General features: G+C 48.4%; 17 protein-coding genes. 10 read left to right on the forward strand and 7 right to left on the reverse strand.

What is annotated here, in order from left to right; translation table 11 throughout:
- Positions 1-3: 3 nt before the first annotated feature.
- Complete coding sequence (locus ADU24_RS18920) at positions 4-1,059, reverse strand: FecCD family ABC transporter permease (protein WP_053368091.1); 1,056 nt, start codon at positions 1,057-1,059, stop codon at positions 4-6.
- On the reverse strand, positions 1,056-2,063 hold the full coding sequence (locus ADU24_RS18925) for an iron ABC transporter permease (protein ID WP_053368092.1): 1,008 nt from the start codon (positions 2,061-2,063) through the stop codon (positions 1,056-1,058). Before ADU24_RS18925 ends, ADU24_RS18920 begins: the two co-directional genes overlap by 4 nt.
- 415 nt (positions 2,064-2,478) lie before the next feature.
- Here ADU24_RS18925 and ADU24_RS18930 point away from each other — a divergent pair, with 415 nt between their 5' ends.
- The 4 genes from ADU24_RS18930 to ADU24_RS18945 all read left to right on the forward strand — a co-directional run bounded on the left by ADU24_RS18930 (position 2,479) and on the right by ADU24_RS18945 (position 7,342).
- Positions 2,479-3,444: an ABC transporter substrate-binding protein gene (locus ADU24_RS18930; protein WP_053368093.1), complete on the forward strand. Its 966-nt coding sequence runs from the start codon at positions 2,479-2,481 to the stop codon at positions 3,442-3,444.
- 241 nt (positions 3,445-3,685) lie between these two features.
- The gene (locus ADU24_RS18935) at positions 3,686-5,164 is read left to right on the forward strand and encodes a spore germination protein (protein ID WP_053368094.1); all 1,479 of its coding nucleotides are present in this window, start codon (positions 3,686-3,688) and stop codon (positions 5,162-5,164) included.
- Between the two features lie 14 nt (positions 5,165-5,178).
- Positions 5,179-6,276 carry a GerAB/ArcD/ProY family transporter gene (locus ADU24_RS18940; RefSeq protein ID WP_053368095.1) on the forward strand — a complete coding sequence of 366 codons (1,098 nt, stop codon included), beginning with the start codon at positions 5,179-5,181 and terminating at the stop codon, positions 6,274-6,276.
- Positions 6,263-7,342, forward strand: a complete 1,080-nt coding sequence (locus ADU24_RS18945) for a Ger(x)C family spore germination protein (RefSeq protein ID WP_053368096.1) — start codon at positions 6,263-6,265, stop codon at positions 7,340-7,342. Before ADU24_RS18940 ends, ADU24_RS18945 begins: the two co-directional genes overlap by 14 nt.
- A 79-nt stretch (positions 7,343-7,421) precedes the next feature.
- Here the strand turns inward: ADU24_RS18945 and ADU24_RS18950 are convergent, their stop codons facing one another.
- On the reverse strand, positions 7,422-8,582 hold the full coding sequence (locus ADU24_RS18950) for an FtsW/RodA/SpoVE family cell cycle protein (protein ID WP_053368097.1): 1,161 nt from the start codon (positions 8,580-8,582) through the stop codon (positions 7,422-7,424).
- 664 nt (positions 8,583-9,246) lie between these two features.
- Between ADU24_RS18950 and ADU24_RS18955 the strand changes: the two genes are divergently transcribed.
- Complete coding sequence (locus ADU24_RS18955; protein WP_053368098.1) at positions 9,247-10,029, forward strand: undecaprenyl-diphosphate phosphatase; 783 nt, start codon at positions 9,247-9,249, stop codon at positions 10,027-10,029.
- 160 nt (positions 10,030-10,189) lie between these two features.
- On the opposite strand, the gene ADU24_RS18960 is transcribed toward ADU24_RS18955, so the two are convergent.
- Together ADU24_RS18960 and ADU24_RS18965 are read right to left on the reverse strand one after the other, a co-directional pair.
- Positions 10,190-10,678: a C40 family peptidase gene (locus tag ADU24_RS18960; protein WP_082306975.1), complete on the reverse strand. Its 489-nt coding sequence runs from the start codon at positions 10,676-10,678 to the stop codon at positions 10,190-10,192.
- A 294-nt stretch (positions 10,679-10,972) separates the two neighbouring features.
- Positions 10,973-11,629 carry an FMN-dependent NADH-azoreductase gene (locus tag ADU24_RS18965; RefSeq protein ID WP_053368100.1) on the reverse strand — a complete coding sequence of 219 codons (657 nt, stop codon included), beginning with the start codon at positions 11,627-11,629 and terminating at the stop codon, positions 10,973-10,975.
- 307 nt (positions 11,630-11,936) lie between these two features.
- Between ADU24_RS18965 and ADU24_RS18970 the strand changes: the two genes are divergently transcribed.
- The 4 genes from ADU24_RS18970 (at position 11,937) to ADU24_RS18985 (ending at position 15,588) form a co-directional block, all read left to right on the forward strand.
- Positions 11,937-12,884 (forward strand): helix-turn-helix transcriptional regulator, encoded by a 948-nt coding sequence (locus ADU24_RS18970; RefSeq protein WP_053368101.1) that lies wholly within the window; start codon positions 11,937-11,939, stop codon positions 12,882-12,884.
- Positions 12,877-13,743 carry a substrate-binding domain-containing protein gene (locus ADU24_RS18975; RefSeq protein WP_053368102.1) on the forward strand — a complete coding sequence of 289 codons (867 nt, stop codon included), beginning with the start codon at positions 12,877-12,879 and terminating at the stop codon, positions 13,741-13,743. The genes ADU24_RS18970 and ADU24_RS18975 overlap by 8 nt, the downstream gene beginning before the upstream one ends.
- Positions 13,744-14,158: 415 nt before the next feature.
- Entirely contained in the window at positions 14,159-14,857 is a 699-nt protein-coding gene (locus tag ADU24_RS18980; protein WP_053368103.1) for an ABC transporter permease, read from the forward strand.
- Positions 14,854-15,588: an ATP-binding cassette domain-containing protein gene (locus ADU24_RS18985; protein ID WP_053368104.1), complete on the forward strand. Its 735-nt coding sequence runs from the start codon at positions 14,854-14,856 to the stop codon at positions 15,586-15,588. Before ADU24_RS18980 ends, ADU24_RS18985 begins: the two co-directional genes overlap by 4 nt.
- Before the next feature lie 664 nt (positions 15,589-16,252).
- On the opposite strand, the gene ADU24_RS18990 is transcribed toward ADU24_RS18985, so the two are convergent.
- On the reverse strand, positions 16,253-17,626 hold the full coding sequence (locus tag ADU24_RS18990) for a HAMP domain-containing sensor histidine kinase (protein ID WP_053368105.1): 1,374 nt from the start codon (positions 17,624-17,626) through the stop codon (positions 16,253-16,255).
- A complete protein-coding gene (locus ADU24_RS18995) occupies positions 17,619-18,317 on the reverse strand; it encodes a response regulator transcription factor (RefSeq protein WP_053368106.1) in 699 nt (232 codons plus the stop codon). Before ADU24_RS18995 ends, ADU24_RS18990 begins: the two co-directional genes overlap by 8 nt.
- Positions 18,318-19,070: 753 nt before the next feature.
- On the opposite strand from ADU24_RS18995, the gene ADU24_RS19005 reads away from it, so the two are divergent.
- Positions 19,071-20,435 (forward strand): sensor histidine kinase, encoded by a 1,365-nt coding sequence (locus ADU24_RS19005; RefSeq protein ID WP_053368108.1) that lies wholly within the window; start codon positions 19,071-19,073, stop codon positions 20,433-20,435.
- Positions 20,436-20,557: the final 122 nt, after the last annotated feature.

Genomic DNA, 20,557 nt, shown 5'->3' on the forward strand with positions numbered 1-20,557 from the left:
CTTCTACTGGTTCCTTGTTTTAAATAGAAGGTAGATGAAGTAGGGTGCCCCAATGCCTGCGGTGAAAACACCGGCGGGTACTTCAAGCGGGGAAAACATCGTTCTTCCGATAAGGTCAGCGGCCATAACAAGGATTCCGCCAAGGATGGCTGCCACCGGGAGCAGCGCCCCAAATGATGAGCCAACAAGCCTGCGCGCCATGTGCGGAGCCATTAGGCCAACAAAGCCGATGCCGCCCGCGAACGCAACTGACGTCCCGATTAATCCGGTTGAAATTGCGAGCAAGGCGAAACGCTGTTTTTGCACGCGCGAACCAAGGCCAGTGGCTACATCATCGCCTAGTTCCTGAATGTTCAGGTTTCTGGCGGCGATGATAGCTAGTACTATTAATATGATGGTGGCCGGCAAGGCGATTGAAACGTTTGCCCACTTCGAGCCGTAGACGGTTCCTGTAATCCAAATATTCGCCTGGCTCGCCTGAAAAATCGGCCCAAGAATCATCATCATCGTTGTTAAAGCTTTCATTAATGCCATAAGCCCAATCCCAATGAGGACAAGGCGGATTGGTGAGACGCCATTTTTCCAGGCAAGAATGTAAACGAGGATTGCGGCAATCGCGGCACCGATGAAAGCGGCGACCGGAAGCCAGGCGATGCTGACGGTCAGGGCGTTGCTTCTGTCACTGAATATGGCCAGAAACCCTACGACTGCGACCGATGCGCCCCCAGTAATACCAAGGATATCAGGCGATGCGAGCGGGTTGCGGATCATCCCCTGCAGAATGCCCCCCGCTACGGCGAGCCCCATGCCGACCGTAAGCGCGATGATGATGCGCGGAAGCCGGAACGATTTAACAATCAGCTGATCCATTTCGGTTCCGCCGCCGAAAAATACTTGGAGGACGGTAAGCGGGTTTATTTTCATTTCCCCCATTGCCGTGCTCGCTACAAAAAGGGCGAAAGCGGCTATGGCAAGCCCCGAGAAGACAAATAGTGCTTTTTTATCAAGAAGGAAAGAAACCTTTCCCTTTAAAAGTCTAGTGCTCCGGAATTGGCTCATCGGCTGTTAAACCCCCTTCTCGCAATATAAATGAAAAATGGGGTGCCGATGATCGCAGTTGTAACACCGACCGGCACTTCCTGTGGCATGAGCAAGTACCGGGAGCCGATATCTGCCGCCAATAAAAGCATGGCTCCTAGGAGCGCGGCATACGGAATAACCCAGCGGTGATCGATGCCGACAATCGAGCGGGTTACATGCGGGATGACGATGCCGATAAAGCCAATCGGGCCGGCAACCGCTACCGCCCCGCCGGCGAGCAGAATAACAAGGATACCGATGCCAATTTTAACAAAAGCGGTGTTAAGCCCAAGGCCTTTCGCCACGTCCTCGCCCATCGATAGGACATTCATTTTTGAAGCGATGAGCAGCGACCCGATCCAGCCAATACCCAAGTAAGGGAGTACCGCAACAAGGTTATCAAGTTCCCGGCCGGCAACGGATCCCGCCAGCCAGAATAGCACCTGCTCGAGGGCCGCTTCATTCAGGACGAGCAGCCCCTGGGTAAAACTCGCGAACATTGCCGATAGCGCGGCGCCTGCGAGAGTCAGCTTCATCGGCGTCAACCCTTCGCGGCCGAATGACCCGACAGCGTAAACGCCGATCGCGGCAGCGGCTGCTCCGAAAAACGACAGCCAGGTGAAGGCCTGGATACTGTCAACTTTGAGCAAAGTGACCGCGATGACGACCATCATTCCCGCACCGGCATTAACGCCAAAGATATCCGGCGATGCCAAAGGGTTTTTCGTCAGTGTTTGGAGAAGCACCCCCGACACGCCAAGACTCGCTCCAACTGCTGCGGCGATAAGTGCGCGCGGCAGCCGGACCGATTCGATGATTATATGTTCATTTGATCCATTAAAGTTGGTGAATGTGTCGATGGCCATTTTAATCGTTGTGTCGGTATAGCCAAACACAACGCTCGCCACCATCAGGGCAAGCATCATGAAAATGGCGGCAAACAGGCCAAGCCATTTTAAACCTGTATTCCTAAGGAGGATCATAGTAGTAGAAACCTTTCCCACATTTACAAAATTGACTAGTTATACTTCTAGTCTAAAGCGGCTCTGATAGGGTGTCAATGATTCTGAGAATCATTTTCATTTGGATTCGCCACTTTTCACCGATTTGTCAAACTAACGATGGATACTTAGGTGCCTCGTTTAGGTGCTCTCATTTGCGTCCCACTTGTGTGCCTGGCACCACTGCTGGACGCTTTATGTCCCACCTGGGTGCCTGGCACCGCTTGCTTCGCCTGCTGGCAGCATGCCTGTTCACATTTTCGCCTTATAGTTGAGAATTATTTTCAATTAATTTGTTGACATGATGAACATATCATTTTATGATGATGATGTCATTGAAAATGATTATCAATTGAAACAACCTATTTATCTATCTTATTTAGGAGGCAAGACTACCATGAAGAACATGAAATACATATTCTCCCTAATGGCGATATTCGCGGTGCTGCTTTTGGCGGCTTGTGGAGGAAATGAGAAAGACAATTCGGCAGGCAAGGACCAGCCTAAAGCCGGGGAAGATCAAAGCTATACAGTAGAACACGCGATGGGAACAACTACGCTTAAAAAGAGCCCCCAACGTGTCGTTATTTTAACAAACGAAGGCACTGAAGCATTGCTGGCCCTGGGCATTAAACCTGTCGGAGCCGTTCAATCGTGGACAGGCGACCCTTGGTACGACCATATCAAGGATGAGATGAAGGATGCAAAGGTTGTCGGCGTTGAAAGCCAGGTCAATGTTGAAGCAGTTGCGGCTCTTAAACCAGATTTAATCATCGGCAACAAGATGCGTCAGGAAGAAATTTATGAGCAGCTGAACGCGATTGCTCCTACTGTATTTGCCGAAACGCTGCGTGGTGATTGGAAACAAAACTTCGAGCTATATGCAAAAGCTGTTAATAAAGAAGAAAAAGGCAAGGAAGTGCTTGCCGATTATGATAAGCGCATTGAGGACCTGAAAGGCAAGCTTGGCGATAAGCTTAACATGGAGGTTTCAATGGTCAGATTTATGGCTGGGGACGTCCGAATTTACCACAAGGACACCTTCTCGGGAGTAATTCTTGATCAGCTCGGCTTTGCGCGGCCTGAAAGCCAGAACGTGGACGATTTTGCCGAAAAGAACGTAACAAAGGAGCGCATCCCGGCGATGGACGGCGATATCCTTTTCTACTTCACATATGAAGAAGGCGACGGCAAGGCGTCCCAGGTTGAAAAACAGTGGATTGAAGACCCTCTTTTCAAAAACCTTGAAGTTTCTAAAAAGGGCAATGTCCATAAAGTCAGCGATACGGTCTGGAACACAGCTGGCGGCGTTATTGCGGCTAACCTGATGCTTGATGATATTGAAAAGATTTTCGCAGACTAATTTCGCGTGGCATGTGAAATGCCATTGCATGAAAACTCTCCCTTCCCTATATACCCTTTCGCACCTGCTTATGGCGGGTGCTTTTTTTGTCTGGCCGTAACTACGCCCCTACATATCGATAAAATTTGATGGGACGAGTACTTTTATTACGTATGAAAGGATACGCCATCTTCTATTCCTTTTCATAAATCTGCCTTACCCGGTAAATAATATGTTTGTTGATTGCGTGGAGGTGTGGATTATGGGACGGAAAGCTGGGGTTGAGGTGCCGCTTCCGGATATTATTTTACGGTCAAATGATTTTACACAGCAGGAATATTCGAATCGGAAGACAGGTGTGAAGTTCCATTTATCCTTTTTCTCTACTTTGGTGGACGAGAAAGTTGTCCAGAGGGATATTCTCCCTTTTCTCCTAGAACGGCATTTTGAACTTATTGACGATGTAACGGCACTCGTACCGATGACGGGAATCGAAATTTTGGACAAACCGGATAAGCTTGAAGAAAAGGTGCTGAGAGGCTATCTTCTTTTAACAGTTAGTACAGACCCAGGGAAATTCGCACTGTTTGAAACGAAAGAGGCAAATGTCCGGGCAATCGCCCCTCCTGAGGTCGAATTCAGTGTCATGGGACCCAAGGAAGCGTTTGTTGAGTCGATCTCTATCAATACGAACCTGATTCGCAAACGTCTGCCGATTAAGGAACTCGTTATAGAAGAAATCATCATAGGCACGCTCACGAAAACGAAGGTCGCAATTTTCCATATCGAGGGCATTACGAATTCGGAAAATGTAAAAACGATTTCAGACAGAATAAAGGCTATCGATTTCGATACAATTATTGACAGTTCTTTCATCGTACAGCTGATTTCCGATAACATGTACTCCCCTTTCCCACAGCTCTTGGACACGGAAAGACCAGACCGGGTTGCATCCATCCTTGCCGAAGGGAAGATCGCTGTACTTGTAGACGGTTCGCCTCATGCACTAATCGCGCCTACAACGCTGGGGGAGTTTTTCAGCTCATTTGACGATTATTACCTTAACTGGATACTGTCAACCTTTTTCAGGCTGATCCGTTTTTTTTCTATCGTATTTTCAGTATTAGTCACTCCTTTATATGTAGCCGTCTTAACATATCACTATGAACTAATCCCAAAGGACCTGCTTACTACGCTAGTCAGCTCGAGGAGAGTAATCCCTCTTCCTCCCATCCTCGAGGCCCTTTTCCTTGAACTGACGATTGAACTGCTGCGCGAGGCCGGTGCCCGCCTTCCGACAAAGGTCGGCCAAACAATCGGTATTGTGGGAGGTATCGTCATCGGGACAGCCTCGGTAGATGCAGGACTTACAAGCAATGTCCTGCTAATTTTTGTTGCACTTGCGGCGCTTGCCTCTTTTACAACACCCGTTTATAAAATGGGCAACACAATCCGGCTGCTCCGTTTCCCATTTTTGCTGTTTGCTGCGTTTTGGGGATTGCTTGGCATCGCTTTCTGTCTTTGTATTATGCTGACCCATTTAATTAGGCTGACATCCATGAACAGGCCATTTCTCGAACCGTTTTATCCGCCGCGGCTGGTCGATAACAAGGATGTGCTCATCCGGTTTCCGTTTTCGTCCGAGAAAACAAGGCCGCTTTTTTTGCGCACGAAAAACCCAGTCCGTTTTAAATCAAAAAATATGAAGAAGCTGAAGGAATTGAAAGACATTGACGACTAAAAGGAGTGGATGGGATGTCTGGTATGGTTCCGGATAAGGCAAAGGTTTCCCCATTCCTCGCTTTCTTTATCGTACACGGAATGCAATTCGGGGTCGGGGTCCTCGGATTCCAGCGCATCATCGCCAAGTATGCGGGCTATGATGCCTGGATTTCCGTCCTGATTGCAGGTTTGGCGATTCACCCTATTATATGGATGATTTACAAAATGGCGGGTATTGCAGGCGGAGATATCGTCTCTATTCATGAATATATTTATGGGAAGTTTTTAGGAAAATTAATCAGCCTGCTCTTTATCTTTTATTTTACAACGTTCAGTATTGTAACGCTTAGGACTTTCATCCAAATCGTCCAGGTTTGGATGTTTCCTGGCTTTAGCACTTTCTGGTTCGGGCTGGCATTTCTCCTTTTGGTCATATACGTCATTCATGGTGGGTTCAGGACAATTACGGGAATTATTTTTTTTGGGATCTTTTTAACCTTTTATTTGTTGTTCGTTTTTTTGTACACAGTCCCTTTTTCCGACTACTCGGATTTACTGCCAATTATGGACCATTCTATTAAGGATTTGACACTTGCGGCGTTACACATGTCGTTCACCTATATGGGCTGGGAACTTTTGCTTGTTTATATCCCGTATATTAAAAATCCCCAGGATTCGCATAAATGGGCGCAGGGTGGGGCTCTTTTTACAACCATTCAATATGTGTTCATCACGTTAATTTCATTTGGCTATTATTCAGAAGGCCAGCTGCAACGGACAATTTGGGCAACACTCTCTATGTTTAAAATTGTGGAATTGCCTTTCGTTGAACGGTTTGAATATATTGGGATTGTAAGCTGGACGCTAAACGTCCTTCCAATTGTTTGCATGGGCCTGTGGGCTGCGTCACGGATCTTAAAGCGTACCTACAATGTAAAACAAAAATACAGTGTTTATGTACTTGCAGTAGTGATCCTTATCTCCATGACGCTAATCCAAACCAGGGAACAGGACGCTTTACTAAATACAGTCATGGGGAGAACAGGACTCTTCCTAAATTTCGGTTATTTACCCCTCCTTTTTATCGCAGTTCTCATCGCAAGGAAGGTGAAAGGCAATGGAAAAACGTAGTTGGGCTGTCTTGCAGATTGGACTTTGCTCATTGCTTCTTTTAGCCGGGTGCGTACAATCGGAGATCATTGACGATGTCCGGCTTGTCTCCGGCATCGGCTATGATAAAGGTGATGGGGATAAAGTAATTGGAACTGCTTTAATCCCTTTCTATATGCCCGATCAAAAGGTGGAAAATAATACACTGACTACCTCCGCTTCCCCAACGCGGGATCTTTTCAACAATTTTGAACAGATGTCATCGGATCCGATTGTTGGGGGCTCCTTAGAGGTGGCACTGTTTGGGATGGACTTTGCCAAAAAAGGGATTTATCAAGTTCTTGACTCACTTCAACGTGACCCGGGAGTCGGAACAAAAACTTATTTGGCAGTCGTAGATGGAAAAGCACAAGAGATACTTGAAGGAGATTACGGAAAGCGGGGCAACTCGTCATTTATTTCTGATTTGCTCGACCATAACATTAAAACAAGAGACATGCCAAAAACGAATTTGCATTTGTTCATGTCCGATTATTATCAGACTGGAAGAACCGCTTACCTCCCTATTATTAAAAAAAAGGACGACACAGCCGTCCAGCTTACCGGGATCGCCCTTTTGAAGGATGGAAGGGTTGTTGATAAGATTTCCCGAAATGAAATGTTCTTCTTTAAAATAATGGTAGAAAAATACAGCAAGGGAGTCCAAAGGGTTAACCTTGGCAAACAGAAAGCTGTTGTTGAAAGCATAAGGTCGACTTTAAAAAAGAAGCTCGTACGCCGAAACCCTTATGAAATTGATGTCCATATCAACGTGAAGGGCTACCTTCCCCAGTATACCGGGCATCACCTTGACCAAAAAATCGTCAATGAAATTGAGCGCGCCTTAGAAAATGAAATACGAAAACAATCCGGAAAACTCGTAATTCAATTCCAGAAAAAAGGCGTAGACCCATTTGGATTTGGACACTTGGTCAAATCGAAAACCCGCGGCTTCAGCTATAAAAAATGGAAAGAAACCGACTACAAAAGCTTAAAAGTAAACATCAAGCCCCGTGTCTCCATCCTCGAAAGCGGCGTCATTGAATAAAATCGCTGTCATAAAAGGTGCCAGGCACCATCCGATGGCCCCTCGAACGAAGAATGGGTGGCGGGCTAAGCCCGGCCACCTAATCTTTGGTTGAGAACATGTATTTTTTGTAGTGGTACCGGATGGAGAAGATGAGTGCGATGGCGAGCATGTTACCCATGAGTGAGCTTCCTCCGTATGAGACGAAGGGCAGCGGGATGCCGGTGATGGGCAAGAGCCCGATGGTCATGCCGATGTTTTGGAAAACATGGAAGGTGATCATCGAGATGACGCCAACGCACAGGTACGTATAGTAGTTATTCTTCGTTTCCATCCCTACCTTGGTAATATGGTAAATGAGCAAAAAGAACAATGAGATCAGGATGCTGGCGCCAACGAAACCGAATTGCTCGCCAACGACGGCGAAAATGAAATCTGTATGGCTTTCCGGCAGGTAGACCTGCAACTTACCGAAGCCTTTCCCCTCCGTTTGCCCGGAGCCAATCGCAAGCAGCGAGCGGGTCAACTGGAAACCAATTGAGCTTTGATATGTATACGGGTCAAGCCACGAGTACACCCGGCTGAACTGGTATTGGTGGAAGCCGAGATATTTTTCAAGCCATTCAGGCTTCCAAATAACCAGGTATAGAATGCTTGCAGCAATGGAAGCTCCGCCGGCGAAAATCGGGAGAAGCAGCTTCCAGGTGATGCCTGCGATAAACACCATCCCCGCCAGAATCGACAGAAGGACGAGAGATGTCCCCAAATCGGGCTGTTGCATGATGAGTGCGAAAGGCGCAAATGTCGCGGCGCCCAATTTTGCCAAAAGAAGGAGGTCAGTACTCATTGACTTAACCGGGTATTTCTGATGGTGGTCCCATATCACTTTCGACAGTGCCATGATGACAAAAACTTTAACAAATTCGGACGGCTGGAGCGAACCCATGCCAGGCACCTTGAACCACGATTTCGCGCCGTTGATGCGCGGGGCGATTGACTCGGGCGCAATAATAACGAGCAAAAGCAAAAAAAGCCCGAAACCGTACGCATACCAGGTTATTTTTTTCAGTTGGTCGGAGTCAAGCGTGATAACGGCGGCGATGATGCCGCTGCCAACTGCGTACCAGAGAATTTGCTTCACGAGGAAGTTTCCGTGGTACTGGCCGGAGCTTTGCGCGCTATAGATGGCGATGCAGCTAGAGAGGAAAAGCAGAAACAGGATAAGTGCAAGATTATAATCTATTTTAGTTGTATTTTTCATTTTTAGGAGTTCTCCTTTGTCCCTTCCTGCATGGAACGGCAAGGGGGTTTTTTTGTGCGTTCATCGGCTGGCTGCCCGCTTTTCATGGAAAGGAAGGTGCCGGGCTGGTCCCAAAGCCATTATCCTTTTAAGCGTGACAGTTTTACTAATATCATCTATTGAACCTTTTTCCGTAATTTCCTAAATAAAATCGCGTTTAAACGGTATGGTTACAATACTTCATTATATTTTTTTCGTTAGGAAATCACAACATAAAAGCGGTCCCAGGTAAAATTTGGTCGCCTGCCGCTAGCCTTTAGAATCTTCTACCCTATTCCTCTGATCAAGGTATTGCAAACTCGCTGAAATTGAATCAAGGGTCAACCTCGGTTCTTTTGTGCAGGGGGCAATGAAACTTCCATAAGCTCGTTTGATCAGGTAGCCTAATCGTGCAGTTTTCCTTGACGGCTACCCAAAACGGCAACTAAAATAAAATGGCGCAAATGGAAATTACTGTTTAGTTTTTCCCGAAACACAAGGTTCCACCCAGGGCTACCGTAATCAATTTCAGCATACATAATAATGGACTGGTTGTTCTTCCTGCCTGGAAGGGACAGCAAATCCAGCCGCCCCGCGCATTCGAATGTCCCCCGAAGGACGTTATTAACGAAATTGGAGGTTCGCGATGTTAACGAAAATCGAAGCGTTCATTTTAGGTCTGATTCAGGGATTGACGGAATTTTTGCCGATCAGCTCCACAGGCCACCTTTATCTCGGCAGAAACTTATTTGGCCTGCAGGAAGCCGGGCTTCTGCTCGATACGATGCTGCACGTTGGTACCCTTGCCGCGGTATTCGTTTTTTACAGGCACGAATTTTTAAAAATCCTCCGGAACCCGTTCGGCAAGCTCACATGGCTGCTCGTTGTCGGAACAATTCCCGCCGTAGTCGTTGGCCTTTTGTTAAAAGATTATATTGATGAAATTTCAAAAACAGGCTCAACAATCGGCTGGGAATTCCTCATCACGGGGTTATTCCTGTGGATGGCGGACTCCATTAAAAACGGCCATAAAAAAATGGAGGACATCTCCTATAAGGATTCGTTTATTATCGGGCTATTTCAGGCGGCTGCAATCATGCCGGCGATTTCCCGCTCCGGCTTTACGATCGTCGCGGCGCTTTGGCGAAAGCTTGACCGCGAAACGGCGGCCTATTTTTCATTCCTGCTGTCGACACCGGCCATCGTCGGCGCAGTCGTCCTGCAATCGTTTGACTTGATGGGGGGCGGCGCCGAAACCATTTCCCTCTCCGCCCTGATCGTTGGCATCATTTCAGCAGCCATTTTCGGTTATATCGCGGTACGATGGATGATAGGCTATTTGCGGAACCACTCCTTGAAACCATTCGCGATTTACGTATGGATTTTGGGCGTTATTGTTCTATTCTTTCAGTTTACAGGCAAATTTTAATTTCAGGCGGAAACCCGGCAAGTTGGCGGTATTTTTCAAAAAAAAGAACGGTTTGCCGTTCAGCATCTTACAGCGGAAAGTCCCAGTTTGACAAATCACTTTATTCAACACAAAAGGACTGGCGCAAATCCCCCAGTCCTTTCTAATGAATCAAAATGTATTACTGTTTCAGGACTCTCTTTGCTCCAACGTATCGGTCTTTCCAATACGCTGTATCCATTGACTGGACGGAAACTCCTTTAGAAGATGTAACCGTGATGAATTTATTTTTGCCAAGAAAAATGCCTACACATGAAACGTCCTTGCCATTTGTATTAAAAAATACAAGATCGCCTTCTTTAAGGTCTTTCTTCGGGATTGCTTTTCCGGTCTTGTATTGGTCTGCTGAAGTACGTGGAAGGCTGAGTTTTGCGGCCGACTTTTTGTAAACAAATTGAGTGAAGCCTGAAGCATCAAATCCTGTTGATGATGTCCCGCCCCATTTGAAAGGCGTGCCAATATGGCGCTTCGCCACTTCCGATACTTCTTGCCCCCAGGAAACAGACGCCTCTGCCTTTTTCGCAAATGGAGCAAAAATCATTGATAGTGCCAGTGCGAGAACGGCCCCCAACAAGACAAAACCTTTAGCAGATTGAAATCGTACAGCCATTTTCATTAACCCCCAATAATATTGTTTTATGTGTTACGAAACAATAGTCGAGGGGAAGGATGGTTTCGTTTCGGTTTTTTAAAAAGAAGAGCTCGACAGCAAAATTTCCGCAGTACGACAAATTTCCCAGGAAATAGTGTGAAAAATGGCAATTTAGCCATGAAGCCCACTGGAAAAAGGGCAACTCTACTAAAAAAGCGAAGCTCAAAAGCAATTAAAACGGCCTAAGGTGAATGAATCCCTTAGGCCGTTCATTATTTTCACAATCACCTTAACACTAAAGATTAGCGGGCCTTATTCCGTTGTGTCCGCCATGACGCGTGCGGCTTCGGCTGCCCGTTCTTTTGCCGCCGCCATGATGGCCGGGACTTCTTTCGGAAAATGGTCGACGCCTTCCGCATATACGGTCGGGAGCACGTCCATCCCAAGGAACCTTAGTGCGGTTGTCAAGTACTGGTCGCCGAAATTGAAGTCCTTCAGCGGCCCCTCTGAGTAAATCCCGCCACGTGTCTGGAGGTGGATGGCCTTCCTTCCTGTCAGGAGCCCCTGGCGATTCCCGGGATCCGGATCAAACGTCTTGCCTGCAATGAACAAGTTATCCATGAATGATTTTAAAATGGCCGGTGATCCAAGATTCCAGATCGGGGACACAAACACATAATAATCGTTGTCGATAAAACGGTCGGCGAGCGCGTGCATCTCGGTGATTTGCTTCCTCTCCCCTTCGCTCAAATCCTCCATCTTTTTCCCCATAAAGCTCAATTTCGCACGTGCATACAGCATATCCATATCAATCACCGGGATATCCATATCGTAAAGATGCATATGTGTTATTTCAACATCCGGCTGCTCCTGCTTGAAGGCATCCAGAAACGCCTCGCCAAGCTGCATCCCTTTAGAAAGTTTGCTATCGTTCTTCGGTGTCGCGGTTACGTATAGAAGCTTTGGCATACATATCCCTTCCTTATAGACAAATTCACTCTCTTCCATAGTACAGTAAAACTCATCTGTGAGTCGTTGAACAATCCGTGACGTTTGTGGAGATTATGTGAATGACATCGAAACTCTTCTTAAATCGCCCTCTTCTTCCGGAACTAACCATACATGACTAAACAAAACTTAACGAAATTTAATGAATTTTAACAATTTGTAACAAATCTCACTTCCGCTTCCATTGGAAATCGTTTACTATAAAACTATCAGATTTTTGAAACACACTTAAGGAAATACGAGGTTGCTAGTGAGAGGAGGCTCTTTCGTGGAATTGAAGGCATATAAGCCAGATGAGGTAGCGCGAATTTTCCAGATTTCCAAACACACAGTGTACGAAATGATCAAACGCGGCGAGCTCCAGGCATTCAAAATCGGCAATAAGATGCGCATCGAGCATGAAGAAATCGAGCGCTACAAGGAATCCATGAAGGCACCCGCCCGAAAGCCAGCCGCAACCGAACAGCAGCCGGCGCCAACCAGGCAAATCCAGGCGCGCCTTGCCGGAAGCCATGATTTCCTTGTGGAGCATCTCGTCAAGGAAACCGCCGCTGCCCAGGGATTGCAAATTCAGCCGACGTACATAGGCAGCCTTGAAGGCCTTATGATGCTATATCGCGGCCAGGCGGATATTGCCGCGATGCACCTATTGGACCCGGCGTCCCAGCAATACAATCTGCCATTCATCCACCAGCTCTTCGTCTATGAAACAATCTCTGTTATGCGGCTTGCTTCCCGCGAGCAAGGATTTATTGTTGCAAAAGGAAATCCGAAGGGCATACGTGGTTTCCGTGACCTCGCCAGGAAGGAGATCCGTTTCATCAACCGGCAAAAAGGCTCCGGGACCCGGTTCCTGCTTGACTCGAAGCTCCTGGCGAACGGGATTGCCCCAGCCGAAATCAATGGTTATGAAAATGAGGAATGGACACATCTCTCCACCGCCTCCCACATCAGCAGAGGCGCCGCGGATGTTGCATTCGGAATTCGTTCAGCCGCAAGCCACCTTGGCCTTGACTTCATTCCAGTCGCGAACGAGCAATTCGACCTAGTGTTCCGCTGGACGGATGAAAACCGCGAAACTCTCGGAAAATTGGCTTCATTTTTACAATCGGAAGAATTCAAGAAGAGCCTTTCAAATCTCGAAGGCTATAACATCAGCGAACTCGGCGCAATGATATACGAAACGACTAAACCGGAGGAATCTGCAAATGTTTAGAAATCGCTATCCATCCGTACTCATGATCGCTTTCCTGCTAGTGTTATCCGCTTGCTCAAGCTCAGGAACATCGGCCGAAAAAAAGCCGGCTGAAAACAAAAAAGCTGCCGAACCGCCACAGAATGTCATTCTCGCCACAACGACGAGCACGCAGGACAGCGGGCTCCTCGACGTACTCATTCCGGTTTTCGAGGAAAAGTATAACGCAAACGTGAAAACAATTGCCGTCGGTACTGGCCAGGCGCTTGAAATGGGCACGAAAGGCGAAGCGGATGTCCTGCTCGTCCATGCCCCTGAAGCTGAACAGGCCGTTGTCGACGCTGGCAATGCCATCAACCGCAAGCGCGTCATGTACAATGATTTCATCGTCATTGGCCCATCAAGCGACCCGGCCGGAATCAAAGGCATGCCAACGAAGGATGCGTTCAAGAAGCTCGCTGATTCGAAAGCCATTTTCGTATCACGCGGTGATGATTCAGGCACGCATAAAAAAGAACTCGGCATCTGGAAATCCATTTCCATTACCCCGGCTGGCGATAGCTATGTTGAAAGCGGCCAGGGAATGGGGCCGACCCTGCAAATCGCCTCTGAAAAACAAGGCTACACACTGACTGACCGGGCAACCTACCTCGCCCAGGAGAAAAACTTGCAAGGCTTCGAAATTGTCGTTGAGGGCGACCCTCACCTGCAGAACATTTACCACGTCATGCAAGTCAACCCTGAAAAGCACGGCAAGGTCAATGCGAAGGGCGGCGAACAGTTCGTCGAGTTCATGGTCGACAGCAAGACCCAGGACATGATTGAAGAATTCGGCAAAGAGAAGTACGGCCAATCCCTGTTCTTCAAGTATACCGAGTAATCGGCCATCCATTCACCTGCCAAAAAACGTTCCGCCGGTTCCAACAACGGGGCGAAACAAGCAGTAGCAAACAGGACCTTCCCTTCCTGTTTCTATAGAGTTCCCTTTTATCTGCCCCCGTTTTCGCCAAGGACGGGGGCAACCCTATTTTAAATCGTTGCAGGTTTGTAGTTTAATAGAATTGTAGCTTTCATACACAGTTTTTTTGCTTTTGTTAAAATTGGCCATCCTACTTTGCTGCTGATTTTCGCTCCGGGTTCCCGCCAAATAACAAGGTAACCGCCATCTGGCGTGGTACTCTAAACTCGGTAACCGCCAACCGGCATCGACCTCTAAACGGAAAATTGGCTACTTGCACAGACGCTATAACAAATGAACATGCTCACCTCTACCATACAAGAAAGGCCTGGCTGCGATGGATTTAGTTGTGAATGGTTTTTTAAAAGCGATAGAAATGATCCTGGCAGGAGACAAGGAAATCCTGGAAATCACAATACTGACGCTTCGGGTATGCTTCCTGTCGATCCTAGTCAGCACGCTGATCGGCATACCGTTCGGGATGCTCATCGGGCTCGCCAGGTTTCCGGGACGAAGCCTGTTGATGGTGTTCATCAACATTGGCATGGGGCTTCCGCCTGTTGTCGCGGGCTTGACAATTACGATCATGCTCTGGCGCTCCGGACCGTTCGGCGACCTGTCGCTCCTTTATACGCCGGCTGCGATTGTGCTGGCGCAAATCCTTGTGTCGCTGCCAATCGTGACCGGGCTGACAGCATCGGCGTTCCAGGCGCTTGACCCGAAGCTTCTTTTACAAATAAAAGCCCTTGGCGCAACCAAAGCCCAATCGCTCTGGCTGCTACTGAAAGAGGCGAAAATCGCCATCCTCGCCGCGGTCATGGCCGGGTTTGGGCGCGTCATTGCTGAAGTCGGCGCCGCGATGATGGTCGGCGGAAATATCAAAGGCGACACGCGCATCCTAACAACGACGATTGTTATGGAAGTTTCGAAAGGCAACTTCGACGTCGCGATTGCCCTATCATTTATCTTGATGTCCTTGGCGTTTTTGATTACGTTTTTCCTGACAACCCTCCAGCAAAGGAAGCGGCCGCTATGAATCCATATCTTCATTTTCAAGGTATCAAGCATTTTTTTGGTAAAAGAAAAGTCGTCGATATCCCCGAGTTTTCATTCTACGGGGGAGAGTTTCTTGGTGTAATGGGGCCAAATGGGGCCGGAAAGAGTACGTTTCTAAAAATTGCCTCCTTCCTGGAAACGCCTGCGGAAGGGACGATTTCCTACAAGGGCGAGGCAGTTTCTAATAATGGGGCGCCGCTTGAGCTGCGCCGGAAATTTTCGATTGCGCTTCAGCAGCCGTTGCTCCTCGATACGACGGTTTCACAGAACATCGGGGTCGGGCTGAAGCTCAGGAAAATTCCGAGCGGCGAAATTGCCCGGCGGGTTGATTTGTGGATGGAGCGGTTCCAAATCAGCCATCTCGCCCGGAAAAATGCCCGGTTCCTTTCAGGCGGCGAGGCTCAGCGCGTGTCGCTTGCACGGGCGATGATTATCGAGCCGGAAATATTGTTTTTGGACGAGCCGTTCTCAGCGCTTGATTTTCCAACAAAAATCAAGCTGATGGAGGATTTCCGGGAAATTTTCTCGGAGTCCGGGACCACCGCGATGTTCGTCAGCCACGACCTTATGGAAGTGAAGTTTTTTACGAGCAGGCTCGCAATCATGGCCGGCGGCGAAATCAAGCAATCGGGCGCCACCTTGGATGTTTTGGCCGAACCGAATGAAGAGTCCGCTGATTTTCTTGAAGTTTGGAAGAGATACAGTGTTTGAAAAGAGGTTCTTTTTTAAGAGAGCAATGTTCGGAGTAAGTCAGGCGTTCGAATTGAAATTAGTTCAAGTATCGATTTTCGTACTAGGAACGCCCTTTCATCATGAATGGGACATTGCCGGCCGGGCCAATACTCATTCATCCACATGTGGATAAGTAGTTTCAGTGGATACCACTCTATAAATATGGGTGGTATTTTTAATTTTCTGGGGATAACCACCAATTGGCTGTGGAATTGTGGACAGGTAAACTATATTATGGGGATAATCAGCTCAAAAAGGAGATTATTCGCGCAATTTTCATAAGTCTGTTCCTGCCTGTGGATAAGTTTTTCATTCTTCACATCGGCGGCCCGGCTCCCTTCCACATTTTCAAAGAAAAAACCACCCCATTATAAGGCCAATGGAATGGTTCCCCTTCTTGTATGCGTCCCGCCGCTCAGTTTTCTTCCGGTGGATCTATGGTTGTGTTCTTTTCCACGTCCACTTCCCTCGCGAGCCATAGTGTCAAAGTTTCGCTATCTTCCCTCTTCTATTCCCAGGAAGCCATGGCGTTAAAGTTTCTCTCTATTCCTCAGTCCTCTTCCCAGGAAGCCATAGCGTCTAAGTTTCGCTCTTTTCCCACTCCTATTCCCAGGACCATGGCGTTAAAGTTTCTCTCTATTCCTCAGTCCTCTTCCCGCGGAAACCATAGCGTCATGGTTGTGCCCTTTTTCAGCCGGCTTTTCACCTGGATGCTGCCTTTATGGGCATCCATGAGCGCCTTAACGATTGAAAGGCCAATCCCGACTCCACCCGTCTTCCGATCGCGCGATTTGTCGCCGCGGTAAAAGCGTTCGAAAATATGCGGGATGTCACCCTCCGCAATCCCGGCCCCTTCATCCTCAACGACAAAGCCAACCGAGTATTCATTTTCACCTGCCACGGAAATGGCAACCTGCTTTCCCTCGGGCGTGTATTTCAGCGCGTTGTTGATGACATTCGAAAGGATTTGCATCACCTTGTCCTTGTCGCCGTAAAACCATTCTTCTTTTTCAGGAAGGCGGCACGCAAGCTTGACACCCTTGTTCGCAAAAGCCGGCGAAAAAATTTCCGCAAGCGAGGAAAGGACCGCGCCCGCTTCAAGCCTGGCCATCTCCAAATGGATTTGCGGATTTTCGGCCGCAAGCAATTTCTCCAGTTCATTCACAAGCCGGACGAGCCGCATCAATTCCTCATGGCTCGCTTCAAGCCTCTGCGGGGTCGGCTCCCAAATGCCGTCCTGGAACGCCTCAATCTGGCTCCGCAATGTTGCGAGCGGCGTCCTCAGCTCGTGCGCCAGGTCACCTGTAAATTGCTTGCGGAGCATCTCTTCTTTTGAAAGCGATTCGGCAAGATTATTGAACGAAATCGCAAGCTGCTTCACCTCTTCCGGCAGTCCCCGAAGCGGAATCCGGATTTCAAGGTCATGGTTCTGGAGCTGGTTCGCGGCAAACTGGAGCTTCTTCAGCCCGGACGTCAGTGTTTTTGAAAAAAACATTGAAAATATGATTGCGATAATGACTGTCAGGCATACCGCCCCGTATATATACAGCTGAATCGTCTGCAGGAACGTTGACTCATCCTTAATAAATCCGCGCGGGTAAATCGCGATCACTTCGCCAACCCGCTTATCGCCGACCAAGAGCGGATACGGCTTGGAAAGCCAGCCCTCCGTATTTTCCGGAACGGCAATCCCCATATTATTCATCACAGCCCTAAGCTGCGACGTATCCCGCCGCGTATGGCCCGCAACATCAACAATTTGAAAATAAAGCTGCTCCGTCAACGCGTATTCATGCATCAATCTTAAAGTCTGGTCATCTACGAATTTACCTTCGCGCTTATAACCCGCTTTTACAAGATTAACAACCCTCTCAATCTTCTGGTCGCGGTTCCGCTCAAGATAGTTGTTGAAGCTCTTGTCAAACCCCCACTGGATAAAAATACTGACAAGCACAATCCCGACCATCGACACAAAGAGGATATAAAATAGAAGTTTCGCCCTAAGCGTCTTAAGCATCCGGAGCGCCCCCGAATTTGTAGCCCATCCCGAACACAGTCACGACAAACTGGGGCTGCCTTGAATCCAGCTCGATTTTTTTGCGGAGATTCTTAATATGCGTGTCGACGCTCCGCTCATAGCCTTCATAAAACATGCCTTCATCCTGGATCTTCTCAAGCAAATCCATCCGGCTGTACACCCGGCCCGGATTCTCGGCCATATTCGTCAAAAGCTTGTACTCGATTGGCGTCAGGCTTATTAATTCGCCGTTTCTCGTCACTTCCTTTTTCCCGGTATCAATCGAGAGCCCGCCTTTGAATTGAAGCTTGTCGGACTTCTCTGCCGATTTTTTGACGCGGCGTAAAATTGCCTGGACCCGGACAACGACCTCCCTCGGCGAGAACGGCTTTGTCACATAATCGTCCGCCCCCATCATAATGCCGTTGATTTTGTCATCCTCGCCTGATTTCGCCGTCAGCATCAGAATCGGCACCTCCGACTCCTTTCTCACAAGCCGGCACACTTCCTCTCCGGAAATGTCCGGAAGCATCAAATCCAATATAATCAAATCGGGGTTTTCCGAACGCGCCTTCTTCAGGGCGTCAACCCCGTTATCTGCCGTCGCAATCCCGTACCCTTCCCGTTCCAGGTAGGCTTCGAGCACTTCAATAATTCTTCTTTCATCGTCAACAATCAGAATTTTCGCCATAAATATGCACTCCTTCCGCCACTTCCATCATACCATCTAAACGATGTGGCAAATTTGAACAATTTTCATCTTCACAAAAACCACACAACTTCTTCATACCATCTACATTCCCTTTTTCTATGATAAAGATGTGGTAAGGAAGGGAACGAAAAACCCTGACAAACCCAAAATTCAGGAAACGATCCTGAAATGCCGTAAAGAACAAGCTGAATGCTACATGGTGGGGCCATGGCAGCAGGAAGCCGAATCTGAAAAGGCAAATCAGATTGCTCAATACGCAACACTGACTCAAAATCTGTTTTACCAAGTTTTTTGTTTGAACTATCTTGCTTTACCCTTAATTAACCTCCCTTTAATAATACGGGTGCCTGCGACGCAGGGCCCAATTTTTTTTGCCCAAATGAAGCAGGGGATGTCCCCGCCGCTTCATTCGATTACAGTATTAAGACCCTAAACCACGAAACAAGGCAGAGCCTGCTCCCCCTCCATGACCAATTAACAAAAACGTTGCCAAAAAACCCGTATAATGATGTATTCTAAAATTATCTCCCTGCAAAATTCCAAAACCGGCATATGCCGACAGTATTTCATTATAAGTGAAACGTCCATCAGCGGTGCTCTAACTGTCCGTTTAAAGTGTGAGAAGAACCGGCCTCGAGACAGGCTATAATTTCAAAAAACACGTCCTTGCCCAGTAAAAAATCATTTATTAGATATATCCAGCCTAACTCACGCATCGGAGGCTATATTCCCATGAACAAACTTTCCTTCAAAATCGGCCTCGTCTTTTTCGCGGCCATCTTTCTGCTCCAAATCGTCCTGATGGTGGTCCTTCACAGCACCATCATTCACTCACGCGTCCACGACGAACTTTCCGCCCTGAAGACGCGCGGCAACAACCACCGCGAAATACTCGAGGCAAGCTTTCATGAGGAAACCATCCGCCACATCGCCCTCATGGAATCGCGCACAGACACAATGGTCACCCTCACCGACACGTACGGCACCATTCTCATGTCGTCGAACACCGTCACCCCCGCCATGAAAACCATTATGGGATTGCGGCCGGATGATGTTCCCCGCCAGGGCATGATCCTTGAAGAAGACTGGAAAAACCGGCCGTTCATCGCGTCCGTCTCCCCAGTCAAAATGGCTGGCGGCACGGCAGGCTATATTTACATGTTCCAGGACACCGCCAAACTAAAGGAACTCATCGCCAACATGAACCGGCATTTCCTGGTTGCCGGCCTGCTCTCGCTCCTGTTTATGGTCGGGGTCGTCGCCTTCCTATCGCGCGTTCTCACCCTGCCGCTAGTCAGGATGAACGAAGCAACTAAGCGCATCAGCAAAGGGGATTTCTCGGTAACCTTGCCAAAACTGTCCCGGGATGAAGTCGGTGAGCTTGGCCAATCGATTGAAATCCTCGCCCGCGACCTCGAGCTTTTGAAAAACGAGCGCAACGAATTTCTCGCGAGCATCTCGCACGAACTCCGCACCCCGCTCACCTACATCAAAGGCTATGCCGAAATCGCCACCCGTCCCGGCATTCCAGTGGCTGAACGCGAAAAATATCTATCAATCATACACGAAGAATCCGGCAAACTCGCCCAGCTCATCAAAGAACTCTTCGACCTCGCCAAACTCGACGAAAACACTTTCACCGTCGAAAAAATCGACGTCGAACTTAAGCCCTTTTTCAAGGCCCTTTTGGAAAAAGTGGCACCCGCTTTCAAGGAACGGCAAATCAACCTGCGCCTCGATTGCCCGGCGGGGTTGCGCGCCAGTATCGACCCTACGCGCTTCGAGCAGGCCATCGTAAACCTTTTGRACAACGCCCGCAAATATTCCGATCCAGGAACATCCGTCACCGTGGAGGCAGCTTCATTGGCTGGCGGACGAGCCAGGATTGTGGTCCGCGACACCGGGTGGGGCATTCCCGAACAAGATCTGCCAAGGATATTTGAACGCTTCTACCGCGTCGACAAATCCCGCACCCGCACACTCGGCGGCAGCGGCCTCGGCCTCGCCATCGCCAAACAAATCATCCAAGCCCACGGCGGCACCATCACCGTCAAAAGCAATCAAGGCATTGGAACCGAATTTGAAATCATCCTATAATCTGGTGCCAGGCACCGCCGCTCCTTCGTCGCAGCGGTCTTTTTTTTGCGTCCTTGTATAATTAACGGGCTGGCATTGAGATTTCCGGATAAAACGGTGAAATCTCCGGATAAAGTTGTGAA

Source organism: Bacillus sp. FJAT-27245 (assembly GCF_001273955.1).
Taxonomy (GTDB): domain Bacteria; phylum Bacillota; class Bacilli; order Bacillales; family Cytobacillaceae; genus Bacillus_D.

Bases quoted from the DNA above. Each gene is read 5' to 3' on its own strand.
- ADU24_RS18945 (WP_053368096.1), top strand. From the start codon at position 6,263: ATGGAAAAACGTAGTTGGGCTGTCTTGCAGATTGGACTTTGCTCATTG.
- ADU24_RS18990 (WP_053368105.1), bottom strand. From the start codon at position 17,626: ATGCTTAAGACGCTTAGGGCGAAACTTCTATTTTATATCCTCTTTGTG.
- ADU24_RS18925 (WP_053368092.1), bottom strand. From the start codon at position 2,063: ATGATCCTCCTTAGGAATACAGGTTTAAAATGGCTTGGCCTGTTTGCC.
- ADU24_RS18950 (WP_053368097.1), bottom strand. From the start codon at position 8,582: ATGAAAAATACAACTAAAATAGATTATAATCTTGCACTTATCCTGTTT.
- ADU24_RS18980 (WP_053368103.1), top strand. From the start codon at position 14,159: ATGGATTTAGTTGTGAATGGTTTTTTAAAAGCGATAGAAATGATCCTG.
- ADU24_RS18940 (WP_053368095.1), top strand. From the start codon at position 5,179: ATGTCTGGTATGGTTCCGGATAAGGCAAAGGTTTCCCCATTCCTCGCT.
- ADU24_RS18930 (WP_053368093.1), top strand. From the start codon at position 2,479: ATGAAGAACATGAAATACATATTCTCCCTAATGGCGATATTCGCGGTG.
- ADU24_RS18935 (WP_053368094.1), top strand. From the start codon at position 3,686: ATGGGACGGAAAGCTGGGGTTGAGGTGCCGCTTCCGGATATTATTTTA.
- ADU24_RS18985 (WP_053368104.1), top strand. From the start codon at position 14,854: ATGAATCCATATCTTCATTTTCAAGGTATCAAGCATTTTTTTGGTAAA.
- ADU24_RS18995 (WP_053368106.1), bottom strand. From the start codon at position 18,317: ATGGCGAAAATTCTGATTGTTGACGATGAAAGAAGAATTATTGAAGTG.
- ADU24_RS18955 (WP_053368098.1), top strand. From the start codon at position 9,247: ATGTTAACGAAAATCGAAGCGTTCATTTTAGGTCTGATTCAGGGATTG.
- ADU24_RS18975 (WP_053368102.1), top strand. From the start codon at position 12,877: ATGTTTAGAAATCGCTATCCATCCGTACTCATGATCGCTTTCCTGCTA.
- ADU24_RS18920 (WP_053368091.1), bottom strand. From the start codon at position 1,059: ATGAGCCAATTCCGGAGCACTAGACTTTTAAAGGGAAAGGTTTCTTTC.
- ADU24_RS18960 (WP_082306975.1), bottom strand. From the start codon at position 10,678: ATGGCTGTACGATTTCAATCTGCTAAAGGTTTTGTCTTGTTGGGGGCC.
- ADU24_RS18965 (WP_053368100.1), bottom strand. From the start codon at position 11,629: ATGCCAAAGCTTCTATACGTAACCGCGACACCGAAGAACGATAGCAAA.